This window comes from Streptomyces pyxinicus (genome assembly GCF_024753135.1).
GTDB lineage: Bacteria > Actinomycetota > Actinomycetes > Streptomycetales > Streptomycetaceae > Streptomyces > Streptomyces pyxinicus.
In genome coordinates, this window is record NZ_JANUGP010000047.1 from 15,706 (window position 1) to 40,647 (window position 24,942).

The 24,942-nt window shown below is 71.5% G+C and carries 19 protein-coding genes and 1 tRNA gene; 13 read left to right on the plus strand and 7 right to left on the minus strand.

Translation table 11 applies throughout. The annotated features are described in order from the left end of the window. Positions 1-37: 37 nt before the first annotated feature. From NX794_RS34090 to NX794_RS34100, 3 genes are all read right to left on the minus strand, one after another. Positions 38-1,324, minus strand: coding sequence for a sensor histidine kinase (locus NX794_RS34090; RefSeq protein WP_258783563.1), 1,287 nt, complete (start codon positions 1,322-1,324; stop codon positions 38-40). Continuing rightward, entirely contained in the window at positions 1,321-2,049 is a 729-nt protein-coding gene (locus NX794_RS34095; protein ID WP_258783564.1) for a hypothetical protein, read from the minus strand. Before NX794_RS34095 ends, NX794_RS34090 begins: the two co-directional genes overlap by 4 nt. 132 nt (positions 2,050-2,181) lie before the next feature. Then, a complete protein-coding gene (locus NX794_RS34100; RefSeq protein ID WP_258783565.1) occupies positions 2,182-2,688 on the minus strand; it encodes a protein-tyrosine phosphatase family protein in 507 nt (168 codons plus the stop codon). A 99-nt stretch (positions 2,689-2,787) separates the two neighbouring features. Here NX794_RS34100 and NX794_RS34105 point away from each other — a divergent pair, with 99 nt between their 5' ends. Next, the gene (locus NX794_RS34105) at positions 2,788-3,591 is read left to right on the plus strand and encodes a nuclease-related domain-containing protein (protein ID WP_258783566.1); all 804 of its coding nucleotides are present in this window, start codon (positions 2,788-2,790) and stop codon (positions 3,589-3,591) included. Here NX794_RS34105 and ligD read toward each other — a convergent pair. Then, positions 3,588-4,475 carry a non-homologous end-joining DNA ligase gene (gene ligD / locus NX794_RS34110; protein ID WP_258783567.1) on the minus strand — a complete coding sequence of 296 codons (888 nt, stop codon included), beginning with the start codon at positions 4,473-4,475 and terminating at the stop codon, positions 3,588-3,590. The genes NX794_RS34105 and ligD overlap by 4 nt on opposite strands. A 53-nt stretch (positions 4,476-4,528) precedes the next feature. Here ligD and ku point away from each other — a divergent pair, with 53 nt between their 5' ends. The 3 genes from ku (at position 4,529) to NX794_RS34125 (ending at position 9,927) form a co-directional block, all read left to right on the plus strand. After that, positions 4,529-5,593, plus strand: coding sequence for a non-homologous end joining protein Ku (ku, locus tag NX794_RS34115; protein WP_258783568.1), 1,065 nt, complete (start codon positions 4,529-4,531; stop codon positions 5,591-5,593). 491 nt (positions 5,594-6,084) lie between these two features. Further along, positions 6,085-8,133 (plus strand): TerD family protein, encoded by a 2,049-nt coding sequence (locus tag NX794_RS34120; protein ID WP_258783569.1) that lies wholly within the window; start codon positions 6,085-6,087, stop codon positions 8,131-8,133. A gap of 129 nt (positions 8,134-8,262) precedes the next feature. After that, entirely contained in the window at positions 8,263-9,927 is a 1,665-nt protein-coding gene (locus NX794_RS34125; RefSeq protein ID WP_258783570.1) for an SWIM zinc finger family protein, read from the plus strand. 237 nt (positions 9,928-10,164) lie between these two features. Here the strand turns inward: NX794_RS34125 and NX794_RS34130 are convergent, their stop codons facing one another. Next, on the minus strand, positions 10,165-10,566 hold the full coding sequence (locus tag NX794_RS34130; protein WP_258783571.1) for a PIN domain-containing protein: 402 nt from the start codon (positions 10,564-10,566) through the stop codon (positions 10,165-10,167). A gap of 252 nt (positions 10,567-10,818) precedes the next feature. On the opposite strand from NX794_RS34130, the gene NX794_RS34135 reads away from it, so the two are divergent. Continuing rightward, positions 10,819-11,544 carry a DUF4839 domain-containing protein gene (locus tag NX794_RS34135; protein WP_258783572.1) on the plus strand — a complete coding sequence of 242 codons (726 nt, stop codon included), beginning with the start codon at positions 10,819-10,821 and terminating at the stop codon, positions 11,542-11,544. 81 nt (positions 11,545-11,625) lie between these two features. On the opposite strand, the gene NX794_RS34140 is transcribed toward NX794_RS34135, so the two are convergent. Both NX794_RS34140 and NX794_RS34145 read right to left on the minus strand, forming a co-directional pair. Further along, on the minus strand, positions 11,626-12,186 hold the full coding sequence (locus NX794_RS34140; RefSeq protein WP_258783573.1) for a hypothetical protein: 561 nt from the start codon (positions 12,184-12,186) through the stop codon (positions 11,626-11,628). Between the two features lie 267 nt (positions 12,187-12,453). After that, positions 12,454-12,525, minus strand: a tRNA-Arg gene (locus NX794_RS34145). A 226-nt stretch (positions 12,526-12,751) separates the two neighbouring features. Here NX794_RS34145 and NX794_RS34150 point away from each other — a divergent pair. The 8 genes from NX794_RS34150 (at position 12,752) to NX794_RS34185 (ending at position 23,593) form a co-directional block, all read left to right on the plus strand. Continuing rightward, positions 12,752-13,342, plus strand: a complete 591-nt coding sequence (locus tag NX794_RS34150) for a response regulator (protein WP_428986015.1) — start codon at positions 12,752-12,754, stop codon at positions 13,340-13,342. A 130-nt stretch (positions 13,343-13,472) separates the two neighbouring features. After that, positions 13,473-14,456 carry an ArgS-related anticodon-binding protein NrtL gene (gene nrtL, locus NX794_RS34155; protein WP_258783575.1) on the plus strand — a complete coding sequence of 328 codons (984 nt, stop codon included), beginning with the start codon at positions 13,473-13,475 and terminating at the stop codon, positions 14,454-14,456. A 54-nt stretch (positions 14,457-14,510) separates the two neighbouring features. After that, positions 14,511-15,902, plus strand: coding sequence for a diaminopimelate decarboxylase (gene lysA / locus NX794_RS34160; protein WP_258783576.1), 1,392 nt, complete (start codon positions 14,511-14,513; stop codon positions 15,900-15,902). A gap of 152 nt (positions 15,903-16,054) precedes the next feature. After that, the gene (locus tag NX794_RS34165; protein ID WP_258783577.1) at positions 16,055-17,347 is read left to right on the plus strand and encodes a homoserine dehydrogenase; all 1,293 of its coding nucleotides are present in this window, start codon (positions 16,055-16,057) and stop codon (positions 17,345-17,347) included. A gap of 6 nt (positions 17,348-17,353) precedes the next feature. Beyond that, positions 17,354-18,412 carry a threonine synthase gene (thrC, locus tag NX794_RS34170; RefSeq protein WP_258783578.1) on the plus strand — a complete coding sequence of 353 codons (1,059 nt, stop codon included), beginning with the start codon at positions 17,354-17,356 and terminating at the stop codon, positions 18,410-18,412. Positions 18,413-18,824: 412 nt separating this feature from the next. After that, positions 18,825-19,742: a homoserine kinase gene (gene thrB, locus NX794_RS34175; protein ID WP_258783579.1), complete on the plus strand. Its 918-nt coding sequence runs from the start codon at positions 18,825-18,827 to the stop codon at positions 19,740-19,742. A gap of 404 nt (positions 19,743-20,146) precedes the next feature. Next, the gene (gene rho, locus NX794_RS34180) at positions 20,147-22,189 is read left to right on the plus strand and encodes a transcription termination factor Rho (RefSeq protein WP_258783580.1); all 2,043 of its coding nucleotides are present in this window, start codon (positions 20,147-20,149) and stop codon (positions 22,187-22,189) included. Positions 22,190-22,459: 270 nt separating this feature from the next. Next, positions 22,460-23,593, plus strand: a complete 1,134-nt coding sequence (locus tag NX794_RS34185) for an LCP family protein (RefSeq protein WP_258783581.1) — start codon at positions 22,460-22,462, stop codon at positions 23,591-23,593. The last annotated feature ends 1,349 nt before the right edge of the window (positions 23,594-24,942 follow it).

The following is a 24,942-nucleotide window of genomic DNA, read 5'->3' on the forward strand; positions in this document are numbered from 1 at the left end:
GGTCCCGCCACTCGACCGGCCGGCCCGGCCGGCCCCGCTACTCCGCGAGCCGGTCTCCCCGCTGCTCCGCCGGCCGGTCTCCCCGCTCCGCCGGCAGGGTCAGCGTGGCCACCGCCCCGCCGTCCGCCGTGTTGGCGAAGGTCAGCCGGGCGCCCAGCACCTCCGCCTGCCCCAGGGCGATGGTCAGGCCGAGGCCGTGGCCCTTGGCGCCGCCCTCCGTGCGGAACCGCTGCGGGCCGTGGGCCACCAGGTACTCCGGGAACCCGCCCCCGTGGTCCCGCACCGTCACCACGGGCCCGTCCACGGTCAGCACCACCGGCGGCGCCCCGTGCTTGTGCGCGTTCGCCACCAGGTTGCCCAGCACCCGCTCCAGGCGCCGCCGGTCGGTCTCCACCCGCGCGTCCCGGACGACCCGGACCTCGGTGTCCGTGCCGGACGCCCGCACCACCCGCCCGGCCAGCGCGCCCAGCTCCTCGGAGTCGACGTCCAGCCGCTCCCGGCCGGTGTCCAGGCGGGAGATCTCCAGCAGGTCCTCGGTGAGCGTGCGCAGCGCCGCCACCCGGTCCCGGACCAGCTCGGTCGGCCGGCCCGGCGGCAACAGCTCGGCCGCCGCGTGCAGCCCGGTCAGCGGGGTGCGCAGCTCGTGCGCCACGTCCGCCGTGAACCGCTGCTCGCTCAGCAGCTTGCCCTGCAGGGTGGCGGCCATCGTGTCCAGGGCCGCCGCGACCGCCGCCACCTCGTCCTGCGGCCGGCTCGGATCCCTCGTACGGGGATCGTTCACCCGGGCGTCCAGGTCACCGCCGCTGATCCGCCGGGCCACCCGCGCCGTGCCGTGCAGCCGCCGGGTCACCCGCGTCACCGCGAAGGCGCCGACCAGCACCGTCGCCCCGATCGCGAGCCCGGACGACCACAGGATCGACTGGTCGAGCCCGGCGATGGTGCGGGACTGCTGCGAGTAGTCCACCGCCACGGCGAGCGCCCGGCGCCCGGCCACCGGACCCGCCGCCCACATCGTCGGACGCCCCCGGTGGGAGGAGACCATCGTGCCGCGCCGCCCGGCCACCGCCAGCTCCCGCAGCGGCCTCGGCAGCCCCCCGGGATCCACCCCGGCGCCCGGCGGCATCGTGTCGCCCGCCTCGTACGCCCGGGTCGCGTCCGCCAGCCGGGACAGCGCGAGGTCGCGGGCCTGGCCGACGGTCTGGTTGGTCACCGAGACGTGCACCAGCACACCGAGCAGCGCGGCCAGCGCACAGCACATCACCGTGATGAACGCCGCCGCCTTCACGGCGAGCGTCCCCGCCCACCGGGGCAGCGCCCGTCTCACGGCGCGCTCGTGGTGGGGCCGGGCGAGGCCGACGGCTGCTTGCCGCGCCGGCCCTCGCCGGTGTGCAGGTACTCGTCGCGGGAGAACGCCATCGCCCGCTGCTCGGGGTCCCACACCCAGGTGGTGCGGTACTCGTACCCGGAGATGTCCGCCGGGGACCGCTCGATCAGCGCCCGCCCGGCCAGCTCCACCCCCACGATCGCGTCGTTGTCGGCGAGCACCTGCACCAGGCGGTGCTTCTCGACGGTGTAGACGCGCACCGCCGTCTGGTTGGTCGGGTACAGCCGGAAGCCGAGCGTGAGGTCCGCCCGGCCGTCACCGGTGAGGTCGCGGTAGTACGGCTTCAGCAGCGGGCAGCGCGCCGCGTCCCCGCCCTCGCCGCACTCCGTCATCCGGTCGGCGGTGCCGTGGTAGGCGCCCTTCGGCCCGTAGTCGTCCGGGTGCGCCTTGATCTCCGCCTCGACGACGTCCACCGGATCGACCTTCCGGATGTCGTCGCCGGGCACGGTCACGCCCTTCACGACGGCCCGGGTCGCCACGTCGTACGGGTACGCCGGGCTGGACGCCGGCCGCAGATCCGGCCAGAGCCGGGCCGGGCTCGCGGCGGTCGGGGTGGCACCGGCGCCCTGCAGCCCGCCGGTGTCGCCGCAGGCGGCCGTGGTCGCCGACAGCAGGGCGACGGCGGCCGCGGCGAGGGCGGTACGCGAGCGGCGACGGGCTGGCACGGTGCTCCTGGGCTTCGGGATCGGCGGAACCCCGTCCACCTTAAGTGGTGCTTTCGCAGGGAAGTGTTCCCCGATGGTCCGGGACCTCCCCTTTTGCGTACCCGGTGCGGTCCCGACGCGCACGCCCCCGGGCTACTCGGTGAGCTCCTCCAGCAGCCGCACGGTGGACAGCCCGGCCCGCAGGTACTCCACGAACAACTGGTTGTGCAGCGCCCACGGCGAGCGCCGGGCCCGGATCAGCCGGATCGCCTCGTCCGGCGCGTGCCCCCGCTGGGCCAGCGCGTGCCCGACGACCAGCCCCGAGCGGTTGTACCCGTGATAGCAGCGCACGAGCACCCGGCGGCCGGCGTCCAGCGTCTCGTTGACCGCGCGGGCCAGCCGCATCACCCCGGCCAGCTGCGTCCCGTCCAGCGGCCCGTCCGGGATCGGCCACACATGGTGCTCCACGCCCGGATCGGGCCCGTACCCCGGCAGCCGCAGCAGCGACTGCACCACGTCGAACTCGTCGCGTACGACGGCGAGCTCCACCCGCCCCGAACGGTCCCGGAACTCGTGCCCGCCCATCCACAGGCCGGGCACGATCTCGCTCCACGGGCGCTCCGGAGCCGGTACGTCGGGCTGCCTTCCGCGGATCCGCAACGGCGCCTCCCCAACTCCCCCTCGCAGGGCCGTCATCCACGGTAACCGGTCTTGCCCCGGGCGCGCCCGCCTGTTCCCATGGTCGAGGGGTGATGGCGCATGAGCGGACTGCGCGTGGTGCCGGCCTTCCGGCACGGCCGGGAGCGGCTGTACGTCTGCCGCCCGGACGGCGGTACGGCCGCCTGGTACGACCGTGAGGCCGGCCGGGTCAACCTGCTCGGCGAGGACGTCAGGGACGAAGTCCTCGCCGCCCTGAAACCGTTCCTGACCGGCCCCGTCACCGTCGGCCCGCCACCCGTGCCCACCCCGGCGGAACTGGCCCGACTCACCCTCCACCCCGACGACGACCTGGCACCCAACCGCCCCGGCGAGGCCCTGCTCGTCGCCCTCGACCGCGACCCGGGACCCGCCCACCGGCTGCGCGCCGACCCGCGCCGGCGCGCCCTGACCGCCGAGCGGACCGTCGGCGGGGCGCTGGACCGGCTGGAGGGCGCCGGCTGGCACACCCTGCACTCGGTGCCGCTGCCCGGCGGCGACCGCGTCCACCACCTGCTGATCGGCCCCGGCGGCCTGTTCGCCGTACACGCCCTGTACGCCCACAGGTCCCGGGTCCTGATCGCCGACCCGATGGTCACCGCGGGCCACCGCGACCCCGAGCCGCTGCTGCGCCGCCTGCGCGCCGACGCCGACCGCGCCACCCACGCCCTCACCGCCGAGGTCCACCCCGTCCTCGTCCTCGTCGCCCCGTCCCACCTGACCACCACGGCCGAGCCCCACCGCGTGCGCGTCCTGCGGGACACGGACCTGCCGGCCCTGGCCCGGCTCGGCGGCGTGCTGAAACCGGCGGACGTGGAGGCCCTGCACGCGATGGCCAGGGACCGGAGGACGTGGAGCAGGGTCTAGGGAAGGGCCGTAGCGATGGTGGCATCCAGCAGCGGAGCCATGAGGTCCCCCAGCTCCCGGAGCCGACGCGCGATGTCACCGGCCCGGAACTCCAGGCCCCCGGCGTCCCCGCAGCCCTCGACCTCCTCCCAGGTCACCGGCGCCGACACCAGCGGGTCCTGGCGGGCGCGCAGCGTGTAGGGGGTGGCCGTGGTCTTGCGGGCCGCGTTCTGACTCCAGTCCACGAAGACCTTGCCCGGCCGCAGGCTCTTCGTCATCCGGTGCACCACGAGCCGGGGCAGCGCCCGCTCGGCCTCCACGGCCAGCCCCTTCGCGTACGCGCTCGTCCGCTCGGAGGAACTCCCGCGGACCGCCGCCAGCAGATGCAGCCCCTTCGACCCGGCCGTCTTCGGGTACGCCGTGATCCCGTCTGCCGCCAGCCGCTCCCGTAGCCACAGGGCGACCTCGCAGCAGTGCACGACCGTCGCCGGTGCCCCCGGGTCCAGGTCGAAGACCAGCCGGTCGGCCTCCCGCGGGCTCTCCACCAGCCACTGGTGGGTGTGGAACTCGGCGACCAGGTTCGCCGCCCAGACCAGGCTCGGCAGGTCCTGCACCAGCACCATCCGGCCCGGCCCCTCCGTGGCGGAGCGCGGCACCTCGGCGGTCGTGACCCACTCGGGCGTACCGGGCGGCACGTTCTTGGTGAAGAACCGCTGCCCGTCCGGCCCGTCCGGATAGCGCAGGAAGGAGACCGCGCGGCCGCGCAGATGCGGCAACAGGGCGCCGGCGGTGGTCGCGTAGTAGTGCACCAGCTCCGCCTTGGTGAAGCCGGACTCCGGATACAGCACCTTCTCCAGGTTGCTGAGCGCGACCCGCCGCCCCTCCACCTCAGTGATAGGCGTCATAGGATGACAATCCCAGACGAACCGGTGAAAACGGGAAAGGGCGGGTGCGGCACGTGCGGTCGATATGGAACGGCGCCATCTCCTTCGGGCTCGTCAGCATCCCGATCAAGCTGGTCAACGCGACCGAGAGCCACGCGATCTCCTTCCGCCAGATCCACACCGAGGACAACGGCCGCATCCGCTACCGCAAGGTCTGCGAACTGGAGGAGCGCGAGGTCAGGCAGGCCGAGATCGGCAAGGCCTACGAGGACGCCGACGGCTCGGTGATCCCGATCACCGACGACGACCTCTCCCACCTCCCGATCCCCACCGCCCGCACCATCGAGATCGTCGCCTTCGTGCCGGGTGACCGCATCGACCCGCTCCAGATGGGCTCGGCCTACTACCTCGCCGCGAGCGGCGCGCCCGCCGCCAAGCCGTACGTCCTGCTGCGTGAGGCCCTTAAGCGCAGCAACAAGGTCGCCATCGCCAAGTTCGCGCTGCGCGGCCGGGAGCGGCTCGGCATGCTGCGGGTGGTCGGCGAGGCCATCGCCATGCACGGCCTGCTCTGGCCCGACGAGGTCCGCGCCCCGGAGGGCGTCGCGCCCGACACCGACGTCACCGTCCGCGACAAGGAACTCGACCTCGCGGACGCCCTGATGGACACCCTCGGCGAGGTCGACCTGGAGGACCTGCACGACGAGTACCGGGAGGCGCTGGAGGAGCTCATCGCCGCGAAGGCCTCCGGCGAGGCACCACCGGAGACACCCGAACCGGCCACCGGCGGCAAGGTCCTTGACCTGATGGCGGCCCTGGAGGGCAGCGTGCGCGCGGCCCGCGAGTCCCGCGGCGAGGAGCCCGCCGGCGACGGAGCCGAGGCCGAGGTCAGATCCCTGCCCCGACGCGGGTCCACCCCCAAGGAGACGGGCGGCAAGAAGACCACGAAGGCGGCCCCCGCGAAGAAGACGGCGGCGGCACGCAAGTCCACGTCGAAGGCGACGGAGGGCACGAAGAAGCCGACGGCGGCGAAGAAGACGTCCGCGGCGAAGAAGACGCCCGCGAAGTCGGCGGGGAAGTCGGAGAATTCGGCGGTGAAGTCGACGGCGAAGAAGTCCGCCTCGCGCAAACGCTCGGCCTGACGGACACGGCGTCGACCCCCGGGCGACGACAAGCCCGCCCCCGCCCATACCGGTACCGGTACCGGTACCGGTACGGCGTCCTACACCGCCCCCGCCCGATCCGGACCGGCGGGGACGACGCCGTACAGGCGGTCGAGCAGCTCGCCCGTGGCCTCGTCCAGAAGGCGCCGGCCAGCACGGTCGGCAGCACCAGCCGATGCGGCACGGCTGGTGTGGGCGGTGAGGGCGCGGAGGCGCCGCGATTGGTCTCGGTGGTCATCGTCCGTACCCCCGGTGCTCCCGATCGATCCCATGAGGTGTCCACCCGGCGCCCGCGGTCGGGCACGTACGTCTCCGAGTGCGTGCCTACCGGGTAATCGCCACACCCACCCGCGCGGAATTCCTTCGGAGGGCACTACAGTCACCTGTGTGCGGCGCGTCACGCTGCGTTGCTCGACAGAGGGCTGGGACAGGAACACTTCTGTGCCCGGCTTGAGTTGGTTGGGGGGGTTATGCGGGAAATGCTCAAGGGCTCGAATGTGGCTCTGTCAGTCTTGAGTGAGAACGTCGCTTCGGTGATCATCAGCCTGGGCTGGGGAAGCCCGACCGGCGAAGGCGACGCGGACGTCTCGGTCCTGCTGCTGGATGCGAACGGAAAAGTCCATAGCGACACCGACTTCTACTTCTACAACAACCCGGTCGCGCCCGACGGAAGCGTGCAGCTCCTCGGCAAGACGCCGACGGCGGACGGAAACGAGGACCGGATCAGCTTCGACCTGACGGCGATCCCGGCCCACGTCGACCGCATAGTCGTGGCAGCCAGCCGGTACAACGGCGCGCGCTTCGGCGAACTGGACGACGTACGGCTGTCACTGGCCGATGGAGCCGGTGAAAACCTTCTCCGCTTTGCCGTCGACAATGTCGACTCGATGAGCGCGATCATCTTCGGCGAGCTGTACCGGCGCCAGGAGGAGTGGAAGTTCCGCGCTGTCGGCCAAGGCTACGACACCGGTCTAGCCGGTCTGGCGATGGACTTCGGCGTCGACATCGAGGACGACGCGGAAGCGATAGAAGCACAAGAAAACGCTGCGGCCGAAGACCAGGAAGACACGACGGTCCCGCCCCCGACCCCGGCCGACGACCCGAGTGCACGGCGAACGTCGGAGGCGATCCCGTCTCCTCGCCCGCCGGAAGACGACGGCGAGCCGCGGAAGCGGACCGCGCGCCCTCGTACCGCGAAGAAGAAGATCACCCTGCCCAAGGTGGCCAGGAAGGGCTTGGCGGAGAACGAGTCCTGGAGAGAGGCCCGGCTCTTCCCGGCGTCGGCGCTGAAGAGCGACCGGGACCGCGAAACGCGGGCCACCTCGGTGCTGCTGTCGGTGATGGCGCAGGTACCCGAGTTCGGCAGGAGACTGACCGCGGCCTTCGGCGCGCCGGCCGGCCGCATGGAGACCTTCACCGAGGTCACCCTGCCGCACGGCGAGACACCGCGGCGCCCCGACGGGGTGATCCGCGTCGAGCGGGCCGGCAAGCTGTGGACGGCCCTGGTCGAGACGAAGACCAACGGCAACGCCCTCAAGGCCGATCAGGTGCAGGCGTACATGGACATCGCCGCGCGCCGAGGCTACGAGGCCGTGATCACACTGTCGAACGACGTGGCGCTGGAGGGCAGTCCGCTCGTCGAGGTCAAGATCGACGGCCGGCGCAAGCACAAGGTCGCCCTGTGGCACCTCTCCTGGGCGGAAGTCACGCATCAGGCGCAACTGCTGATCCGCCACGAGGGTGTCGGCAACGCGGCGCACGCCTGGCTGCTCCAGGAACTGCTGGCCTACCTCCAGCACGACAACTCCGGCTGCCACGGCTTCCAGAACATGGGGCCGGCCTGGGTCCCCGTACGGAACGGAATCGACGACGAGACCCTGTGCCAGGGAGACTCGCGCGCACTGGAGGTCGTCGAGAGCTGGGAGAGGCTCATCCGCCAGGTATGCCTCGGACTCGGCGGCGAACTGGGCCAGAAGGTACTGCCCGTGCAGCGCGCCAGGCGGGGATCGGACCCGGGAGCGCGCAGAAGCCTCCTCGCGGATCACCTCTGCCGCGACGGAAACCTCCAGGCGGAGCTGCGCATCGAGGGAACCCCCGGCATCCTCGCGGTGAGCGCGGACCTGCGCACGGGCAGACTGCGCACCTCCATCGAGATCCCCGCCCCGGCACAGGGCTACCCCCTGTCCTGGGCGAAGCGGCTCGTCCGCACCCTGGCGGAGGCACCGGCGGCTCTCCACATCGAAACCCTCGTCGAAGGCGAACAGGGCGGCCCCCGCAGCACCCTGGAACGGCTCCGCCCCGAACCGGCGGACATGCTCCCGAAGGGCACCGGCTCCACCATCACCGGCTTCCGTCTGTCCCTGATCAAAAGCATGGGAAGCACCCGCGGCAACGCCGAGTCGGGCTTCATCCGCAGCGTCGACGACGCGGTGCACCGCTTCTACTCCACGGTGGTGGCCCACCTGGACCGCGCGACACCTCGCCGGGCACCGTCCAAGGCGGAGCCGTCGGTGGGCTGATCCGTGACAACCACGCCGTTCAGGGCCTTGAGCCTGCGGGAGCTGACCCGGGCGGACGTTGTTCGATCCGGCGGCCGTTAGCGTGAGGGTCGTTGGGGGAGCCAGAGCCGGATCGGAGTGCGGGGAACCATGGGCGGTCTCACAGAGGCGGAATTGAGGGCGCTGGCGGGGGAGCGTTCGTTCGAGCGTGGACGTGATTACGTCGACGAGGTGTCCGGGGTCGAGTTCGGTGACGGCTGGATCAGGGCATCGGTGCGTGGCACGGAGCGGTACGAGGTGGAGCTGCTCCCGGGCGGGCGCAGAAAGCCGACGGGCACGTGCGACTGCCCGTACGGCCAGGAGGGCAACTTCTGCAAGCACCTGGTCGCGCTCGGTCTGACGGTGATCGCCCAGGCGGCCGACCTGCCTCGCCTGCGGAAGGCGGCCCGGGACCGGGCCTGCGGCCTCGACGCCTGGCTGACCGGCCTGTCACGGGACGACCTGCTCGCCCTCTTGCGGGAGGAGACGGCTGAGGACCGGAACCTGCGGAGGCGTCTGGAACTGCGGGCGGTGAGCGCCCGCGGCGACGTGTCCGGGGCCAGGTCTCGCGTCCGTGAGCTGCTGGACATCCGTCCGTTCGCGCAGTATGGCCATGTCGAGTACGCCGATGTCCGTGCCTATGCGGACCAGGCCACGCAGTCGGTCACCGCGATCCGGTCACTGACGTCCTCTGGCCGGGCAGCCGACGCGGTGGCTCTGGCCCAGGAGGCGATCGGCCTGCTGGGCGGGGTGGTCGAGAACATCGACGACTCCGACGGCCGGCTGGGACAGATCGGCGGCGGCCTCGCCGACGCTCACCACGACGCCTGCCGAGCGGCCCGGCCCGACCCGGACGAACTCGCGCACTGGCTGGTGGCACACACGCTCGGCGCAGCGGCCGACCTGACGGACATCGACCCGCTCGACTACGAGGATCTGCTCGGCGAGCGAGGGATGGCCGCCCTGCGCCGCCACGCGGTCGACGCTTGGCGGGCGAACCGCACCGGCTGGGCCGAGAAGCACCTGGTGCAGCGCCTCGCGAAGTCGGGGCGGGACATCGACACGGTGATCGCCGTGTACGACGCCGACCTCGCGCCGAACGGCCACACCCACCTGCTCATCGCCCGCGAACTCGACACCGACGGCCGTACCGCCGAAGCCCTGGAATGGGCCGAGCGCGGCATCCGCGAGACCCAGGATCTCGCCACCGTAGACACCGTTCTGGTCGACCACCTCGCCGACCACTACACCCGGATCGGCCGGCCCGCCGACGCCGTCACCCTGCGCCGTGACCACTTCACCGCCCGCCGCACCCCGCTCACCTACCGGCAACTGCGCGCCGCAGCCGGGACCGCCGCGTGCTGGCAGACCGAACGCGAGAAGGCGCTGGCGCTTCTCCGCGCCGATGCCGAGGCGGACCCGTGCGGTGGCCGGGTCCTCGTCGACGTCCTGCTGGACGACGAGGACGCCGACGCCGCCTGGCGGGCAGCCGACGAGTACGGGGCCCACGACGGCCAATGGCTCACCCTCGCCGACCGGTTCCGCCCGTCCCGCCCCGCGGACGCCTTGGCCGTCTATCTCCGCCTGGCCACCCACCTCGCCGGCCAGACCGGAAGCCACGCCTACGAACAGCTCGTCAGCCTGCTCCTCAGCATCCGCGACTGCCACCACCGGCTCGGCACACCGGACGACTTCACCGTCTACGTCACCGACCTGCGCGCCGCCCAGAAGCGCAAGCGGAACTTGATGCGACTGCTGGACGAGCATGGCTTGTGAGCCAGAACGGCGCGATCGACGAGCAGTTCCTGATCGGGCAGTACGTGAACACCCGGCAAGTCTTCCCGAAGGCGTGGTCCCACAGCAGCAAGACGGAGCACGGGTACTCACAGCTTCCCGCGATCGACATGCCGGGAACCCTGCACGGGGTCGTACGACCCCGACTACGGGGCGACCAGCATGGGCTGCAACACATAGTGCGTGGTTCTGACCGGCCGCCCTTGCAAGAATGGGAGGTCAGATCTTGATCACGGTCGCGCGTCCGCCGCAGAGGGCAGTCAGGTCCTCCGGATCGGAGGTGAGGACGGTGACCGGGCCTGGCGCGGCCAGGGCGGTGGCGATGAGCATGGTGTCGATGGCGTACTTGTGGCCGTGGAGGCCGGCGTCGGCGAGGAGGGCGGCGGCGTGGCGGGCGATCGGCTCGGTGATCGGTTCGATGACCAAGCGGGAGAGCGTCCATTCCAGGGCCGGGCGGTTGATCCGGGGGTGGACCACTTCGACGAGGGTGGCCGCCGAGGTGATCACTCGGTGGTCGTCGGCGCGGGCCAGGGCGAGCCAGCCGGTGACCGCGCGGTCGCGCAGAACAACCTTCGCCAGCCCGTCTTCTACCGGTAGCCAACCTCTTCTACCGGTAGTCAACCTCTAGGGGCGGTGCTCCAACTGGTGGTGTGAGCACGGGGCCACCCAACGTGCTGTCGGGGGCCGGTCATGTGTTTCCGTGGCTTCTGCGCCCGCACGGCGCCGGACGCGCGACCACCGCGGCGGCCTCGGTCGTCGCCGTGTCGGTGAGGCGGAGGGTGACGTCGGAGATGCCGAGTTCCCAAGCTGCGTCGCCTACGCTCGCGAGGGCTGCTGGTATGAACAGTCCGTCTTTCTTCAGGGGAGAGTCGCATGGTCGACGAGATCAGGTACGAGTACAAGACCGTGCGGACAGTTCGCGGCACCGACGGCTTGGTGATCTCGAAGATGCAGAAGGATGGCTGGGAGCTTGTGGAGCACACCCAGGGCGCGCTTCGCTCCACCCTCAACTTCCGTCGGCCGAAGAAGCCGCTGCCGTGGCTGGTGATCGGCACGGGGACCACCGTCCTCGTGATCCTGGCGATCGTTATCGGCGTTGCCTCTGCACTCGGCGACGGAGGGGAGAAGAAGGACGAGGCAGACAAGTCGACGGCCGCTGCGAGCGAAAAGCCTTCCGCTTTGCCGACTCCTACCGCGGCCGAGCCGGCCGCCGCTAAGGTGATCACGGCTCAGAACAACCCGGAGTTCGCGGCGCTGCTGAAGGCGGGCCCGTGCGACGACGCGAACCTGGACTTCGCGACCAGGCACCAGGGCGAGACGGTCGCGTTCAACGGCTCGATCGTGAACATGGCGCCCCACGGTGACTACGACACCCGCTACGACTTCCTCCTGGGCCCAGGCGACAAGGGACCGAACACGGCGGTCGGCCCGGCCTTCAAGTACGAGGACGTCAACATCTCTGACCTGAATCTGACCGGCAAGAAAATCCCCGTCACCGTCGGAGCAGGCGACAAGTTCCGCTTCGTCGCTGAGGTGGGCGAATTCAAAGCGGACCAGTGCCTTTTCTTCCTCGACCCGAGCTCTACGGAAATCCGGTAGTCAAGATGAGTGGAGCATCAGCACGCCGCGCGGAAGTCGGGCGCTAGATCCGTTCCCCCCGGGCCAGTGCTCATCCGTGCGTCATGAGGACTGGCTGGCTTGAGTGTGCTCTGAGTCGAGTTGGCGTTCAAGACTTCTTCGCTCACTGTCAAGGGCGGCAACACCCCGCATGAGGGAGTATTCGAAGTCAGGCCTCACCTCGACGCCGAGGTCATGTCGCAGGGTGACCCGCAGTAGATGCACGCCATCGGACAGTGGACCCCTGAACCATGCCTTTGCTCGGCTGTATGCGGCATCCGGGCTGAGGCTGCTCGGCAACTGCTTCACAACGGTGTATCCGACGCCGAGAGCGCTGTTCAGGGTCGAGGCCACATCCAGGACGTTCTTCGACAGCGCCATCCGCGCCTGGGAGTATTCCTCCGCCCAGGCTTCTATGGCGGCGTCGAGGACCGCTGACTCGACGTCTTCACCTCGCTCGGTAGCCCGGACCGCATCTCGGGCAGCAACCCGATAAGCACGAGCGGTGGCGTTCAGGCGAGCATAGAGATCACGTCTTGCTTGCTGCGTCCTCTCGTCGCGCTCCTGCACGCGTTGTTGATCGGCGCGCTTTTCGCGCTTCTGGCTGGCGAACTCGTTGAACATCCCCCCACCCAGAGTTGCACCAGCGGTGATCAGCCCAACGGCCACAGCGGATACATCCATGAGTCCCCAGTTCGCCTGTTCGTATGTCGGGAGCCGGCGACTGATGGCGGCTTCGACAGCTCGCGTCACCAGCCTGATTTCTCCGCTGCGGCCTCGTCCCCAGACCCCGAAATACGCCCGCTCCGCTCCGCACCTGCCTGTATAAACGCGAAGACCCCGGCCTCAGCGTTTCCGCTGGTGACGGGGTCTTGGGCACCTTGTAAGGAGTGCCCCCGGCAGGATTCGAACCTGCGCACACGGCTCCGGAGGCCGTTGCTCTATCCCCTGAGCTACGGGGGCGTGTCGGCTGCGGAGCTTTTCGCTTGCGGCGACGGGTAGAACACTAGCAGGTCCGGCGGGGTGATCAGGAACCCGTTTCGCCGGGGCGGGCGGAGGACGGGTGCGGGGGCTCCGGTGGGGTGTCGTGGCCCCGCCAGCCTCACCCGGCGAGGCCTTGGAGGGCGGAGTGGTGGGTGTGGGATCTGTGGGGGACCCCGGACGGGAAGTTCCCCTGTACGGGGTGGAAGTGGGGAAAACCCGGACGCGGTGGTCGGTCCGGACCTACTCTCGAGTTGTGTCAGGCGCCTCGGGCCGGGTGCTTGTTGTGGACGACAACAAGGTGATCCGGCAGTTGATCAGGGTCAACCTCGAACTTGAAGGGCTCGAGGTCGTGACCGCGGCCGATGGTGCCGAGTGTCTGGACGTGGTGCACGAGGTGCGGCCCGATGTCGTGACGCTCGACATCGTCATGCCGAGGCTGGACGGCCTGCGGACCGCTGCCCTGCTGCGTGCCGATCCCCGTACGCGTCACCTTCCCCTCGCCATCATCAGCGCGTGTACGCAGTACGAGGTCGAGGCCGGGCTCGATGTCGGCGTGGACGCCTTTCTCGCCAAGCCCTTCGAACCCGGTGAACTCGTCCGGCTGGTGAAGCAGTTGCTGGAGCGGCCGGGCGGGCGTGAGGGAGAGGGGCGTGCGGGGGGTGGTTCCGGTGGTGGTGCCGGTGTGAGTCCCAGCGGTTCCGACGCCGGCTCCGGCTCCGGCTCCGGTGACGACGGAGAAGGCGACGATGACGGGGTCGCCGACGGGGTGACCGGGGGGATCTCCTTCGGGGGGTAGGCGGGACTCTTGTGGCGGGCGGGCGCGTGACCTTGCGGTTCGTACGCCTTCGTCTCGCCGCTGCCCCCTACCCGGTCCACAACCTGAGCCACCTCCCCGCCCCACCCCCTTCCTCCCCTACGCTTGTCCCGTGACCCCCGTCGAGCTCTCCCGTACCGTGCTGGGCGCGGTGCGTCGTGCTGTCGAGGACGGGGAACTGAGCGTGGCCGTGCCCGAGCGGGTCGTGGTGACCGAGCCGGGGCCCGGGGGGTGCGGGGACTACGCCACCAACGTCGCCCTCCAGCTCGCCCGGCCGGCCGGGCAGCCTCCGCTCAGGGTCGCCGAGATTCTGCGGCCCCGGCTCGTCGGCACCGGTGGCATCCGGGACGTCGTCGTCACCGGGCCCGGGTTCCTCAACCTCTGTCTGCGACGCCAGGGTGACCTTGTCGCCGACCTCGTGGGCGACATCCTGCGGCAGGGGAGTGCGTACGGGCACGGTGACGCCCTCGCCGGGCAGGTCGTCGTCCTGCGGGTGCCGTACGAGGTGCGGGCCGAGGTCGTCGCGGACGCCGTGGCGCGGATCGTCGCCACGCAGGGCGGGCGGGCCGTCGTCGAGCATGGTGAGCCGGTGAACGTGCGTCCGGTTCCCGCTCCGGAGGACCCCGCTCCGCTCGGGGCCGACGCCGCCCGGTGGGCCCTGCTCCATCCCGCCCCGCACGACCGGCCCCGGATCACCGCCGATCACCTCGTGCAGCGCGAGAGCAACCCGCTCTTCCGTGTCCGGTACGCGCACGCCCGCGTCCGCTCCCTCAGCCGCAACGCCGGCCGTCTCGGGTTCGCCGCCGAGCCGGGTCCCCTGGCCCCCCACTCCCTCCTCACTCCCCTGACCACCCCCCTCACCGCCCACCCCCGCATCCTCACCGCCGCCGCCACTCACCGGGCCCCCGACCGGCTGGCGCGGCATCTCGTCGCCGTAGCCGATGCGCTGTTGCCGTTCGCGGTCTGTGTGCTGCCCGTCGGGGAGGAGAAACCCTCGGCCGCCCACCGGGCCCGGCTGGCGCTCGCCGAAGCCGCCGGGACGGTGCTGGCCGGTGGCCTGTCCCTGCTCGGCATCGACGCACCCGAACACCTCTGAGGGCCGCAGACGTCATGGGCCCCGGAGAGACACAGAGAGTCTGAGAGTCACGTCATGAGCCGTTCCGCGCATCCCGCCGGGCCCCGTCACGCCGACGTCCTGCCCGAGGGGCACTACTCCGCGCCGCCCACGGACCTCAACGCGCTCGACCGGAAGGTGTGGGCGCAGACCGTCACGCGGGATGACGACGGTGTCGTCAGCGTCGGCGGCGTCGGCGTCGGGCGGATCGCCGAGGAGTTCGGGACGCCCGCCTACGTGCTGGACGAGGCCGACTTCCGGGCCCGGGCGCGGGCCTGGCGTACCGCCTTCGGGGAGGACGCCGACGTCTTCTACGCGGGGAAGGCCTTCCTGTCGCGGGCCGTCGTGCGGTGGCTGGCGGAGGAGGGGCTGAACCTGGACGTGTGCTCCGGGGGCGAGCTGGCCACCGCGTTGTCCGGGGGCATGCCCGCCGAGCGCATCGCCTTCCACGGCAACAACAAGTCCGTCGCGGAGATCACCCGCGCCGTCGAGGCGGGCGTCGGGCGGATCGTGCTCGACTCCTTCCAGGAGATCGCGCGGGTCGCGCACGTCGCGCAGTCCCTCGGCACGCGGCAGAAGGTGCAGATCCGGATCACCGTGGGCGTGGAGGCGCACACCCACGAGTTCATCGCCACCGCGCACGAGGACCAGAAGTTCGGCATCCCGCTCGCCGGCGGCCAGGCGGCCGAGGCGGTGCGGCGGGCGCTCCAGCTCGACGGCCTGGAGCTGATCGGCATCCACTCGCACATCGGGTCGCAGATCTTCGACATGTCCGGGTTCGAGGTCGCCGCCCACCGCGTGGTGGGGCTGCTGAAGGACATCCGCGACGAGCACGGCGTCGAGCTGCCGGAGATCGACCTCGGCGGCGGGCTCGGGATCGCCTACACCAGTGACGACGACCCGCGCGAGCCGCACGAGATCGCCAAGGCGCTCACCGAGATCGTCGGCCGCGAGTGCGAGGCGGCCCGGCTGCGCACGCCCCGCATCTCCGTCGAGCCCGGCCGGGCCATCGTCGGCCCGACCGCGTTCACGCTGTACGAGGTGGGCACCATCAAGCCCCTCGAAGGGCTGCGGACCTACGTCTCCGTCGACGGCGGCATGTCCGACAACATCCGCACCGCGCTCTACGACGCGGAGTACAGCGTCGCCCTGGTCTCCCGGGTCTCCGACGCCGAGCCGATGCTCGCCCGGGTGGTCGGCAAGCACTGCGAGAGCGGTGACATCGTGGTCCGGGACACCTTCCTGCCGGCCGACCTGGCGCCGGGCGACCTGATCGCCGTACCGGCGACGGGCGCGTACTGCCGGTCCATGGCCAGCAACTACAACCATGTGCTGCGGCCGCCCGTGGTCGCCGTGCAGGATGGCGAGGCCCGGGTCATCGTCCGGCGGGAGACGGAGGAGGATCTGCTGCGGCTCGATGTCGGGTGAGCCCGCGATCCCGCGCAGTGCGGGTGGAAGATCTGCGGTTCGAACGGGCCCGGAAATGAAATGAATGTCTCACGATCCGGACCAAGGGGGGAAACTCCCGTCCGGTGAGTGAGACTGGTGCAACCGTCGACGGTATGAGGAAACGAGGTCGGATGATGCGTACGCGTCCGCTGAAGGTGGCGCTGCTGGGCTGTGGAGTGGTCGGCTCAGAGGTGGCGCGCATCATGACGACGCACGCCGACGACCTCGCCGCCCGGATCGGCGCCCCGGTGGAGCTCGCGGGTGTGGCGGTCCGCCGGCCCGGCAAGGTGCGCGCGGGCATCGACCCGGCCCTCGTCACCACCGACGCCACCGCCCTCGTCAAACGCGGCGACATCGACGTGGTGGTGGAGGTGATCGGGGGGATCGAGCCCGCCCGGGCGCTGATCACCACCGCCTTCGAGCACGGCGCCTCCGTGGTCTCCGCCAACAAGGCGCTGCTCGCCCAGGACGGCGCCGCGCTGCACGCCACCGCCCAGCAGCACGGCAAGGACCTGTACTACGAGGCCGCCGTCGCCGGAGCCATTCCGCTGATCCGCCCGCTGCGCGAGTCCCTCGCCGGCGACAAGGTCAACCGGGTGCTGGGCATCGTGAACGGCACCACCAACTTCATCCTCGACAAGATGGACTCCACGGGCGCCGGCTACCAGGAGGCCCTGGACGAGGCCACCGCGCTCGGGTACGCCGAGGCCGACCCCACCGCCGACGTCGAGGGCTTCGACGCCGCTGCCAAGGCCGCCATCCTCGCCGGGATCGCCTTCCACACCCGGGTACGGCTCGACGACGTCTACCGCGAGGGCATGACCGAGGTCACCGCCGCCGACTTCCGCTCGGCCCGGGAGATGGGCTGCACCATCAAACTGCTCGCCATCTGCGAGCGGTCCGGGGACGGGGCGTCCGTCACCGCCCGGGTGCACCCGGCGATGATTCCGCTGACCCACCCGCTCGCCTCCGTGCGCGGCGCGTACAACGCCGTCTTCGTGGAGAGCGACGCGGCCGGCCAGCTCATGTTCTACGGCCCCGGCGCCGGCGGTTCCCCGACCGCCTCCGCCGTGCTCGGTGACCTCGTCGCCGTCTGCCGCAACCGGCTCAACGGCGCCACCGGGCCCGGCGAGTCGGCGTACGCCGACCTGACCGTCTCCCCGATGGGCGACGTCGTCACCCGGTACCACATCAGCCTCGACGTGGCCGACAAGCCGGGCGTGCTCGCCCAGGTCGCCACCGTCTTCGCCGAGCACGGGGTCTCCATCGACACCGTCCGGCAGCAGGGCAAGGACGGCGAGGCCTCTCTCGTCGTCGTCACCCACCGGGCCTCCGACGCCGCCCTCACCGGGACCGTCGAGGCGCTGCGCAAGCTCGACACCGTGCGGGGTGTCGCCAGCATCATGCGGGTTGAAGGAGAGTAACCAGCAATGACCCACCAGTGGCGCGGAATCATCGAGGAGTACCGGGACCGGCTGCCGGTATCCGACACCACGCCGGTCGTGACGCTCCGCGAGGGCGGCACGCCCCTCGTGCCCGCGCAGGTGCTCTCCGAGCGCACGGGCTGCGAGGTCCACCTGAAGGTGGAGGGCGCGAACCCCACCGGCTCCTTCAAGGACCGGGGCATGACCATGGCCATCTCCAAGGCGAAGGAGGAGGGGGCCAAGGCCGTCATCTGCGCCTCCACGGGCAACACGTCCGCCTCCGCCGCCGCCTACGGCGTACGCGCCGGGATGGTCTCCGCTGTGCTCGTGCCGCAGGGCAAGATCGCCCTCGGCAAGATGGGCCAGGCCCTCGTGCACGGCGCGAAGATCCTCCAGGTCGACGGCAACTTCGACGACTGTCTGACCCTCGCCCGGGAACTGAGCGAGAACTACCCCGTGGCGCTGGTGAATTCGGTCAACCCGGTGCGGATCGAGGGGCAGAAGACGGCCGCCTTCGAGATCGTGGACATGCTGGGCGACGCCCCCGACATCCACGTCCTGCCGGTCGGCAACGCGGGCAACATCACCGCCTACTGGAAGGGCTACCGGGAGTACGCGGGCGACGGCATCGCCACCCGCACCCCGCGCATGTGGGGCTTCCAGGCCTCCGGCAGCGCCCCGATCGTGCGCGGCGAGGTGGTCAAGGACCCCTCGACCATCGCCACCGCCATCCGCATCGGCAACCCGGCCTCCTGGAGCCTCGCCCTCGCCGCCCGCGACGAATCCGGCGGCGCCATCGACGAGGTGACGGACCGTGAGATCCTGCGCGCCTACCGGCTGTTGGCCGCGCAGGAGGGCGTCTTCGTGGAGCCCGCCTCGGCCGCCTCGGTGGCCGGTCTGCTCAAGGCCGCCGAGCAGGGCAAGGTGGACCCGGGCCAGCGCATCGTCTGCACCGTCACCGGTAACGGCCTGAAGGACCCCGACTGGGCCGTGGCCGGCGCCCCGCAGCCGGTCACCGTCCCGGTCGACGCCGCCACCGCCGCCGAGCGCCTCGGCCTCGCCTGACCCGCCCCGGCAGGGGTGGTGAGCGCGATCCCGGCAGGGGTGGCGGGCGCGATCCCGGCAGGGGTGGCGGGCGCGATCCCGGCAGGGTGGCGAGCGTGATCCCTGTCGGGATGCGCCGCGATTCCTGCCGGGATGCGCAGGGGCCCCTGCCGGGATGCACAGGGGGCCTCCGACACGCATCGTGCGCCTCCTGTGCGCCCTGTGTCGCCACAGAACCTTCCTTCGATAGGCTGGGGTGAACCCGCCTACCGCATATGCCCCGCGTGTGGGCACGGGGCCGCGTCGTCTCCGCGCCCCGAGGGCCTCGTACGCCATCGGACGTCCGCTCGGACGTCCGCCGGATCCACCGACCGCCGTTCGGGACCACGGACGACGGTCTCCCGTCACGCAGCTCAAGGAGAGTCAACGAGCGATGGCCGGTCCAGCGTTCCGCGCCGCCGCCGTCCGGGTGCGCGTACCCGCCACCAGCGCCAACATCGGTCCGGGCTTCGACGCCCTGGGCCTCGCGCTGGGGCTCTACGACGACGTCGTCGTCCGGGTGGCCGACTCCGGGCTGCACATCGACATCGCGGGGGAGGGCAGCGAGACCCTGCCCCGAGACGAGGCGCATCTGCTCGTCCGCTCCCTGCGCACCACCTTCGACCTGCTGGGCGGACAGCCCCGCGGGCTGGAGATCGTGTGCGCCAACCGCATCCCGCACGGCCGCGGCCTCGGCTCCTCCTCCGCCGCGATCTGCGCCGGCATCGTCGCCGCCCGCGCGGTGACCATAGGCGGCGAGACCCGTCTGGACGACACCGCGCTGCTGGAACTGGCCACCGAGATCGAGGGCCATCCGGACAACGTGGCGGCGTGTCTGCTCGGCGGTTTCACGCTGTCCTGGATGGAGGCCGGCGCCGCCCGCGCGATCAGGATGGACCCCTGCGATTCCATCGTTCCGGTGGTTTTCGTGCCCGGGAAACCGGTGTTGACCGAGACCGCCCGCGGGCTGCTCCCGCGCACCGTGCCGCACGTCGACGCCGCCGCCAACGCGGGCCGCGCCGCGCTGCTCGTCGAGGCCCTCACCCGGCGCCCCGAGCTGCTGCTGCCGGCCACCGAGGACCGGCTGCACCAGGAGTACCGCGCCCCGGCCATGCCGGAGAGCGCGGCACTGGTGGAGCGGCTGCGGGCCGACGGCATCCCGGCCGTGATCTCGGGCGCCGGGCCCACCGTCATGGCCCTCGCCGACCCCGGCACCGCCGACAAGGTCGAGGCGCTGGCCGGCACCGACTGGGCCGCCAACCGGCTGAGCCTGGACCAGCGGGGGGCGAGCGTGCTGCCGCTTGCCGCCTGAGACACGGTTGCCGGATTTGGAGAGGGGGAATGTTTGTTGGATCCGGTAGTGTTAATCTCAAGTCTGCACCCGACCCCACCATGGCGAGGTGCCTCGTGTCCCCGTCCGGGACAGACATTCTTCCGGGAGCCTCCCACGCCACTCCGTGTCCCTTGCGCCGTACCTGGGCAGTGCGTCGTATGCGGGCATTGAGCGGACCGCCGGGCACGCTCCGGAATCGGTGCTACCACGCCACGTGACACTGGGTGCCACGGCTCGCGGAAGCGCCATCACCAGCACATCTCTTTCCGCCGCTTTGGCGGACCACCGCCCCGGCACGGTTCACGGAAGACAGGACCGTAGTCGGACAGCACAACCGGTCGCCGAGCCAGAAGGCCGACGTCCGCTCCAGGGAAGGACCCTTCGTGAGCGACACCACCGATCTGATGGGCGCACGTGTCGAGGAGACCGCTGCCGCGCCCGCCACGGACGCCTCCGCGCCTGCCACCGGTGCCGGCTCCCGGCGGCGCCGCGGCACCGGCCTTGAGGGCATGGTGCTGGCCGAGCTGCAGCAGGTCGCCTCGGGCCTCGGCATCAGGGGCACCGCGCGGATGCGCAAGAGCCAGCTGATCGAGGTCATCAAGGAGGCGCAGGCCGGGGGCGGTGCCCCCAAGGCCGCGCCCGCCTCGGACGCCGCCGAGACCAAGCCCAAGCGTCGCGCCACCTCCAAGGCGCGCACGGGCGAGGACGCCGCCGACAAGAAGGCCGAGGCCAAGAACGACGGCCCCGCCGACAAGGCCGTGGCCCAGCAGCAGATCGAGATCCCCGGCCAGCCCGCGGGCGGCACCCGCGAGGGTGAGCGCGGTGCGGAGGACGCCCCGGGCGAGCGCCGTCGCCGGCGCGCCACCGCGGACGCCGGCAGCCCCGCCGAGACCGCCGCCGAGACGAAGAGCGAGCCCAAGGCCGACGCCCAGGCCCCGCAGCAGTCGCAGCAGGGCGGCGACGCCAAGGGCGACGCCGGTGACGGCGAGGGCCGTGGCCGCCGGGACCGCCGTGAGCGCGGGCGCGACCGTGACGGCCGGGACCGCGATGGCCGGGACCGCGAGGGTCGGGACCGTGACCGCCGCGGCAAGGGCGACGACCAGCAGGGCGGCGGCCAGCAGCGTCAGCAGCAGCCGCAGCAGGGCGGCGGCGGCCGGCAGGACCGCCAGCAGCAGCAGGACGACGACGACTTCGAGGGCGGCCGCCGGGGCCGTCGCGGGCGCTACCGCGACCGCCGGGGCCGTCGCGGCCGCGACGAGATCGCCGAGCCGCAGGTCGCCGAGGACGACGTCCTGATCCCCGTCGCGGGCATCCTGGACATCCTCGACAACTACGCGTTCATCCGCACCTCCGGCTACCTGCCGGGCCCGAACGACGTGTACGTCTCCCTCGCCCAGGTCCGCAAGAACGGCCTGCGCAAGGGCGACCACCTCACCGGTGCGGTCCGCCAGCCCAAGGAGGGCGAGCGCCGCGAGAAGTTCAACGCGCTGGTCCGCCTCGACTCCGTCAACGGCATGGCACCCGAACACGGCCGCGGGCGGCCGGAGTTCAACAAGCTGACCCCGCTCTACCCGCAGGACCGGCTCCGTCTGGAGACGGACCCGGGCGTGCTCACCACCCGCATCATCGACCTCGTGTCGCCGATCGGTAAGGGCCAGCGCGGTCTGATCGTGGCCCCGCCGAAGACCGGCAAGACCATGATCATGCAGGCGGTCGCCAACGCGATCACGCACAACAACCCCGAGTGCCACCTGATGGTCGTCCTGGTCGACGAGCGTCCGGAAGAGGTCACCGACATGCAGCGCTCGGTCAAGGGCGAGGTCATCTCCTCGACCTTCGACCGCCCGGCCGAGGACCACACCACGGTCGCGGAGCTGGCCATCGAGCGCGCCAAGCGCCTGGTGGAGCTGGGCCACGACGTCGTCGTACTGCTCGACTCCATCACGCGTCTGGGCCGTGCCTACAACCTGGCCGCGCCCGCCTCCGGCCGCATCCTGTCCGGTGGTGTCGACTCGACGGCCCTCTACCCGCCGAAGCGCTTCTTCGGCGCGGCCCGCAACATCGAGGACGGCGGCTCGCTGACCATCCTCGCCACCGCCCTGGTGGACACCGGGTCCCGCATGGACGAGGTGATCTTCGAGGAGTTCAAGGGCACCGGCAACATGGAGCTCAAGCTCGACCGGAAGCTCGCCGACAAGCGCATCTTCCCGGCGGTGGACGTGGACGCGTCCGGCACCCGCAAGGAGGAGATCCTGCTCGGCAACGAGGAGCTGGCGGTCGTCTGGAAGCTGCGCCGGGTGCTGCACGCGCTCGACCAGCAGCAGGCCATCGAGCTGCTCCTCGACAAGATGAAGCAGACCAAGTCGAACGGCGAGTTCCTGATGCAGATCCAGAAGACGACGCCGACCCCGGGCAACGGCGACTGACCGTTGCCCCCGGAGATCTGTGCCACAACGGTCTCCTTCGGCACCGTTTCCAGCGGTGCGCCCGTTTCGGGCAAAAGAGCAGGTGAGCGAGGCGTGTCCTCGTCGCACCGGTGACGCAGAGTGCCCATCGCCGCACGCGGTGGGCACTTTGCGTTGTGCAACCCTTTCCCGAGTTTCCCCGTCTGTCCTGGCGGGGCGACGATGGAGCGGTGACGACCGCGCCCGACCCTGACAGCAGGGGGTATCCCACCGACGAGACCTAGGAGCGACGTGTCCGCCGAGAGCACACCGGGCCCCGGCATATCCGGGCCGGCCACCACCGGCCCCCGGCGAGGCGGCCGGGGCCGCCGCCGCAAGCCGCGCAGCGGGAGCCGCAAGGCGCTGCTGGTCACGGCCTGGACGGCCGCGGGCGTGATCGTGCTCGGCGGCACCGGGGCCGGGTACGTCTACTTCAAGCTCAACGGCAACCTGCGCAGCGTCGACATCAACCAGGCGCTCGGCGGCGACCGGCCCGCGAAGGTCGACAACGGCTCGCAGAACATCCTGGTCCTCGGCTCGGACACGCGCACCGGCAAGAACAAGAAGCTCGGCGGCGGCACCGACGACGGGAGCGCCCGCTCCGACACGGCGATGATCGTCCACGTGTACAAGGGGCACAAGAAGGCCGGCGTCGTCTCCATCCCCCGGGACACCCTGGTGGACCGCCCGCGGTGCACCGACACCAAGGGCACCGCGCATCCGGCCGCGTCCGGCGTGATGTTCAACGAGGCGTACTCCACCGGTGGCGCCGCCTGCGCGGTCAAGACCGTCGAGTCCATCACCGGTATCCGCATGGACCACTACCTGGAGGTCGACTTCGAGGGCTTCCAGCAGCTCATCGACGACCTCGGCGGCGTCAGACTGACCACCACCAAGGCCATCGCCGACCCGCAGAGTCACCTCAACCTGAAGGCCGGCACCCACACCCTGGACGGACAGCAGGCCCTCGGCCTGGTCCGCACCCGGCACGGCGTCGGCGACGGCTCCGACCTCGGCCGCATCCAGCTCCAGCAGGCGTTCGTCAAGGCCCTCATCGACCAGGTCAAGCACGTCGGCGTCTTCTCCGACCCGAAGCGGCTGTACGACCTCGCCGACACCGCCACCAAGGCCGTCACCACCGACTCCGACCTCGGCTCGGTGAACTCCCTGACGGACTTCGCGAGCGGCCTCAAGGGCATCGGCTCCTCCCACATGAAGATGGTCACGATGCCGGTCCAGTACGACCCGGCCAACCCCAACCGCGTCCTGCTGGAAAAGTCCAAAGCCCAGCAGATCTGGAACGCCCTGAAGAACGACCGCCCGATCCCCAAGTCCGCCACCAAGGGCACGGCGACGGGCGAGGCCAAGGGCGTGGTCAGCGGCTGAGGGAGGCGGCGGCTGAGGACCGTGGCCAGTGGCCGAGGGTTGTGGTCAGTGGCTGAGGGCCGTGGCCGGCGAGCCAGGGGTTGTGGTCAGTCGCTGAGGACCGTGGCCGGCCACTGAGAGCCCGAGCCCCTCGGCCGCGCGCGCTGAGCGCCGCTTACCGGCCGTGCCGGTCGTGTCTTGCCTGTCGGCGGGGTCTGCCGGAGGCCGGTGATCGGCTGGTGCCGCCGGGGTTTGCCTACCGGTCGCACCTGCCGGGGTCTGCCCGCCTGCCCACCCGCCGTGTCCGCCGTGGCTCGCCCTTCGGCCGCGCCCGCTGAGCGCCGCTCACCGGCCGTGCCTCGCCTGTCGGCCGGGTTTGCCGGAGGCGGGTGATCGGCTGGGACTGCCGGAGCTTGTCTGCCGGTCGTGTCCGCTGTGGCTCGCTCACCAGCTGCGCCTGCTGAAACGCCGCTTACGGCCGTCCCCGCCGTGCCTTGCCTGCCGGTCGCACCTGCCGGGCTCTGCCCACCCGCCGTGTCCGCCGTAGCTCGCCCTTCGGCCGCGCCCGCTGAGCGCCGCTTACCGGCCGTGCCGGTTGTGCCTTGCCTGCCGGCCGGGTTTGCCGGAGGCCGGTCATCGGCCAGCACCGCCGGAACCTATCTGCTGGCCGCGCCCGTCGTAGCTCGCTCACCAGTTGCGCCCGCTGAGCGCTGCTTACTGGCCGTGCCGGTCGTGTCTTGCTTGTCGGCGGGGTCTGCCGGAGGCGGGTGATCGGCTCGGCTTGCCGGGGCCTGTCTGCCGGTCGTGTCCGCCGTCGCTCGCTCACCAGCCGCGCTCGCTGAGCGCCGCTCACCGGCCGTGCCCCCGTTTCTCGCCTGTCGGCCGGGTCTGCCAGAGCCCGGTCATCGGCCAGCGCCGCCGGAACCTATCTGCTGGCCGCGCCCGTCGTAACTCGTCCACCGGCCGCGCCCGGACGCGTGCCGCCTGCCGGTCGTGGCTGCAGTGGCTTGGCTGACGGATGGGCCGCCGGAGCCCGGTCATCGGCCGGTCGGCCGGGGCTTGCTTGCCTGTCGGCTGGTCTGCCGTGGCTTGCCTACCGGCTGTACTCGCCGAGGCCTGCCCACTCGCCGTGGCCGGTGAGGCCGGCTCACCGGCCTCGCCCGCCGAGTCCGGTCCCGCCGGGGCCTCTCCATCGGCCGGACTCGCTGACGCCCGTCGACCGGCCGGGCCTGCCGTAGCCCGCCCACGGGCCGCGCTCCGCCGAGGGCTGCCCACCGGCCGCCTCCGCCGTAGCACGCCCGCCAGCCGTGCCCCGTCGAAGTCCGCCCACTCACCGGACCCCACTCACCGGCCCCAGCACACCAATCCCC